The sequence below is a fragment of the Campylobacter sp. MIT 97-5078 genome (assembly GCF_006864455.1).
Classification (GTDB): domain Bacteria; phylum Campylobacterota; class Campylobacteria; order Campylobacterales; family Campylobacteraceae; genus Campylobacter_D.
The window spans coordinates 1-3,928 of sequence record NZ_QHLK01000029.1; the positions used below are offsets into that span (position 1 = coordinate 1).

Below are 3,928 nucleotides of genomic sequence, written 5' to 3' on the forward strand. Positions count from 1 at the left end.
ATAAGCATAAATCTTATCTTTGCTTTAGGTTTTAAACCTAATGTTCTTTAAATTATCATTGTTAAGAGTCACAAGCAAGTTTTAATAAAAACAATTTTACTAAACTTGTTAGAGTTGTAAAAACTTAATTATTTTTGCGTAAGATAAATGAATATTTACTTACAAAAACTTTAGCCCTCACAAGCTAAGGCTTTCCGTCTTAAAATAAAAAAGAATTTACATCATAGCTTTAACAAGGAAGTGATGCGTTTTAGAATAAAAAACATAGGCATATAAATAGAATTTTTATATTAATTATGTCAATAAAGCTATAAGGTAACACTCTCAATTACCAAACAGGTAAGGAGGTGTAGCCTTTAGCTTAAACTTTAGATCAGCTTACTACTCAAATTAGGGTAGGTCGGGCTGATCTTTAGTTTTTAGTTCTTTTAGGGCGGATTTATTCTGCCTGCTAAAAGAACACAAAAAAGGTAAGCTATAAAGAGCGAATGGTGGATGCCTTGGGTAGTAAAGGCGATGAAGGACGTACTAGACTGCGATAAGCTATGGAGAGCTGTCAAGAAGCTTTGACCCATAGATTTCCGAATGGGGCAACCCAATGTATAGAGATATACATTACCATAATGGAGCGAACGAGGGGAATTGAAACATCTTAGTACCCTCAGGAAAAGAAATCAATAGAGATTATGTTAGTAGCGGCGAGCGAAAACGTAAAAGGGCAAACCTAGTGCTTGCACTAGGGGTTGTAGGACTGCAATATGCACTAACTAAGCTTAGCAGAATATTCTGGAAAGTTTAATCATAGAGGGTGATAATCCCGTATGCGAAAAGCAAAGTTTAGCTAGCAGTATCCTGAGTAGGGCGAAACACGTGAAATTTTGTCTGAATCCGGGTCGACCACGATCCAACCCTAAATACTCATACTACACCGATAGCGAACAAGTACCGTGAGGGAAAGGTGAAAAGAACGGCGGTGAGCCGAGTGAAATAGAACCTGAAACCATTTGCTTACAATCATTCAGAGCCCTATGGAGCAATCCAGGGTGATGGACTGCCTTTTGCATAATGAGCCTGCGAGTTGTGGTGTCTGGCAAGGTTAAGCACACGCGAAGCCGTAGCGAAAGCGAGTCTTAAAAGGGCGATTAAGTCAGATGCTGCAGACCCGAAACGAAGTGATCTATCCATGAGCAGGTTGAAGCTAGTGTAAGAACTAGTGGAGGACCGAACCCGCTAGCGTTGAAAAGCTATGGGATGACTTGTGGATAGGGGTGAAAGGCCAATCAAACTTCGTGATAGCTGGTTCTCTCCGAAATATATTTAGGTATAGCGTTGTGTCGTAACTAAAGGGGGTAGAGCACTGAATGGGCTAGGGCATACACCAATGTACCAAACCCTATCAAACTCCGAATACCTTTAGTGTAATCACAGCAGTCAGGCGGCGAGTGATAAAATCCGTCGTCAAGAGGGAAACAACCCAGACTAACAGCTAAGGTCCCCAAATCTCATTTAAGTGGAAAACGATGTGAAGTTACTTAAACAACCAGGAGGTTGGCTTAGAAGCAGCCATCCTTTAAAGAAAGCGTAATAGCTCACTGGTCTAGTGATTTTGTGCGGAAAATATAACGGGGCTAAAATGAGTACCGAAGCTTTAGACTTGCATACAATTTAAATTTCTTAAGCTTAGACTTTATTGTATTAAGTTAGGTTTAAAACGAGTAATACAAGAAAGTTTTAAAGTGCTTAGGGATAAAGAAATTTAAATTGTATGCAAGTGGTAGGAGAGCGTTCTATTTGCGTTGAAGGTATACCGGTAAGGAGTGCTGGAGCGAATAGAAGTGAGCATGCAGGCATGAGTAGCGATAAAAGGGGTGAGAATCCCCTTCGCCGTAAACCCAAGGTTTCCTACGCGATGCTCGTCATCGTAGGGTTAGTCGGGTCCTAAGTTGAGTCCGAAAGGGGTAGACGATGGCAAATTGGTTAATATTCCAATACCAACATTAATGTGCGATGGAAGGACGCTTAGGGCTAAGCAAGCTAGCGGATGGAAGTGCTAGTCTAAGGTCGTAGGAGCTCATACAGGAAAATCCGTATGGGACTACTCCGAGAGCTGAAAGGCTTCTCAAAGTCTTCGGATAGCGAGGAGAATTGCTGATGCCGTCGAGCCAAGAAAAGTTTCTAAGTTTAGTTAATGTTGCCCGTACCGTAAACCGACACAGGTGGGTGGGATGAGTATTCTAAGGCGCGTGGAAGAACTCTCTTTAAGGAACTCTGCAAAATAGCACCGTATCTTCGGTATAAGGTGTGGTTAGCCTCGTATTAGAATTTACTTCGAAAGCGAGGAAACTTACAACAAAGAGTCCCTCCCGACTGTTTACCAAAAACACAGCACTCTGCTAACTCGTAAGAGGATGTATAGGGTGTGACGCCTGCCCGGTGCTCGAAGGTTAATTGATGGGGTTAGCATTAGCGAAGCTCTTGATCGAAGCCCGAGTAAACGGCGGCCGTAACTATAACGGTCCTAAGGTAGCGAAATTCCTTGTCGGTTAAATACCGACCTGCATGAATGGCGTAACGAGATGGGAGCTGTCTCAAAGAGGGATCCAGTGAAATTGTAGTGGAGGTGAAAATTCCTCCTACCCGCGGCAAGACGGAAAGACCCCGTGGACCTTTACTACAGCTTGACACTGCTACTTGGATAAGAATGTGCAGGATAGGTGGGAGGCTTTGATTCATAGACGCCAGTTTATGATGAGCCATTGTTGAGATACCACTCTTTCTTATTTGGGTAGCTAACCAGCTTGAGTTATCCTCAAGTGGGACAATGTCTGGTGGGTAGTTTGACTGGGGCGGTCGCCTCCCAAATAATAACGGAGGCTTACAAAGGTTGGCTCAAGATGGTTGGAAATCATCTGTAGAGTATAAAGGTATAAGCCAGCTTAACTGCAAGACATACAAGTCAAGCAGAGACGAAAGTCGGTCTTAGTGATCCGGTGGTTCTGTGTGGAAGGGCCATCGCTCAAAGGATAAAAGGTACCCCGGGGATAACAGGCTGATCTCCCCCAAGAGCTCACATCGACGGGGAGGTTTGGCACCTCGATGTCGGCTCATCGCATCCTGGGGCTGGAGCAGGTCCCAAGGGTATGGCTGTTCGCCATTTAAAGCGGTACGCGAGCTGGGTTCAGAACGTCGTGAGACAGTTCGGTCCCTATCTGCCGTGGGCGTAAGAAGATTGAAGAGATTTGACCCTAGTACGAGAGGACCGGGTTGAACAAACCACTGGTGTAGCTGTTGTTCTGCCAAGAGCATCGCAGCGTAGCTAAGTTTGGAAAGGATAAACGCTGAAAGCATCTAAGCGTGAAGCCAACTCTAAGATGAATCTTCTCTAAGCTCTCTAGTAGACTACTAGTTTGATAGGCTGGGTGTGTAAGAAATGAAAGTTTCTTAGCTGACCAGCACTAATAGAGCGTTTGGCTTATCATATTAAGCATCACTTCCTTGTTAAGGCTATATACAAAAGCAAGACATAGAATAATAAATAATATTTATTACATTATTCTTTTTTAACTTGCTTTGCATAAGTCTAAAGCTTAAGGGTTTTTATAAAACTTGTTTCTTAGCATTGTTTTTTAAGTGTTTTTAGAATTTAACTTTATTTATACTTATATTTTTATAAAGTATAAAGTTAAAAGTCTTATCAAATAAGCTGAAACAAATACAAAAACATTTACATAACAATGTCCGTGATTATACAGATGTGGAAACGCCTTGCTCCATCTCGAACCAAGAAGCTAAGCACATCGTGGGTGATGATACTACGCCTTACTGGCAGGGGGAAAGTAGCTTGTTGCGGACTTTGTTATTTTACTGCTTTTACTTACTTTTAAATTTTTATTTGTTTGAGTTATTTCTTATTTCTTTTTATATTTTT

The 3,928-nt window shown here is 42.0% G+C and carries 2 rRNA genes; both read left to right on the top strand.

The annotated features are described in order from the left end of the window. The first annotated feature begins 468 nt into the window (after nucleotides 1-468). Nucleotides 469-3,480 (top strand): 23S ribosomal RNA (locus DMB91_RS08575). Nucleotides 3,481-3,736: 256 nt separating this feature from the next. Next, nucleotides 3,737-3,853: ribosomal RNA gene (rrf, locus tag DMB91_RS08580) — 5S ribosomal RNA — on the top strand. Nucleotides 3,854-3,928 lie beyond the last annotated feature (75 nt).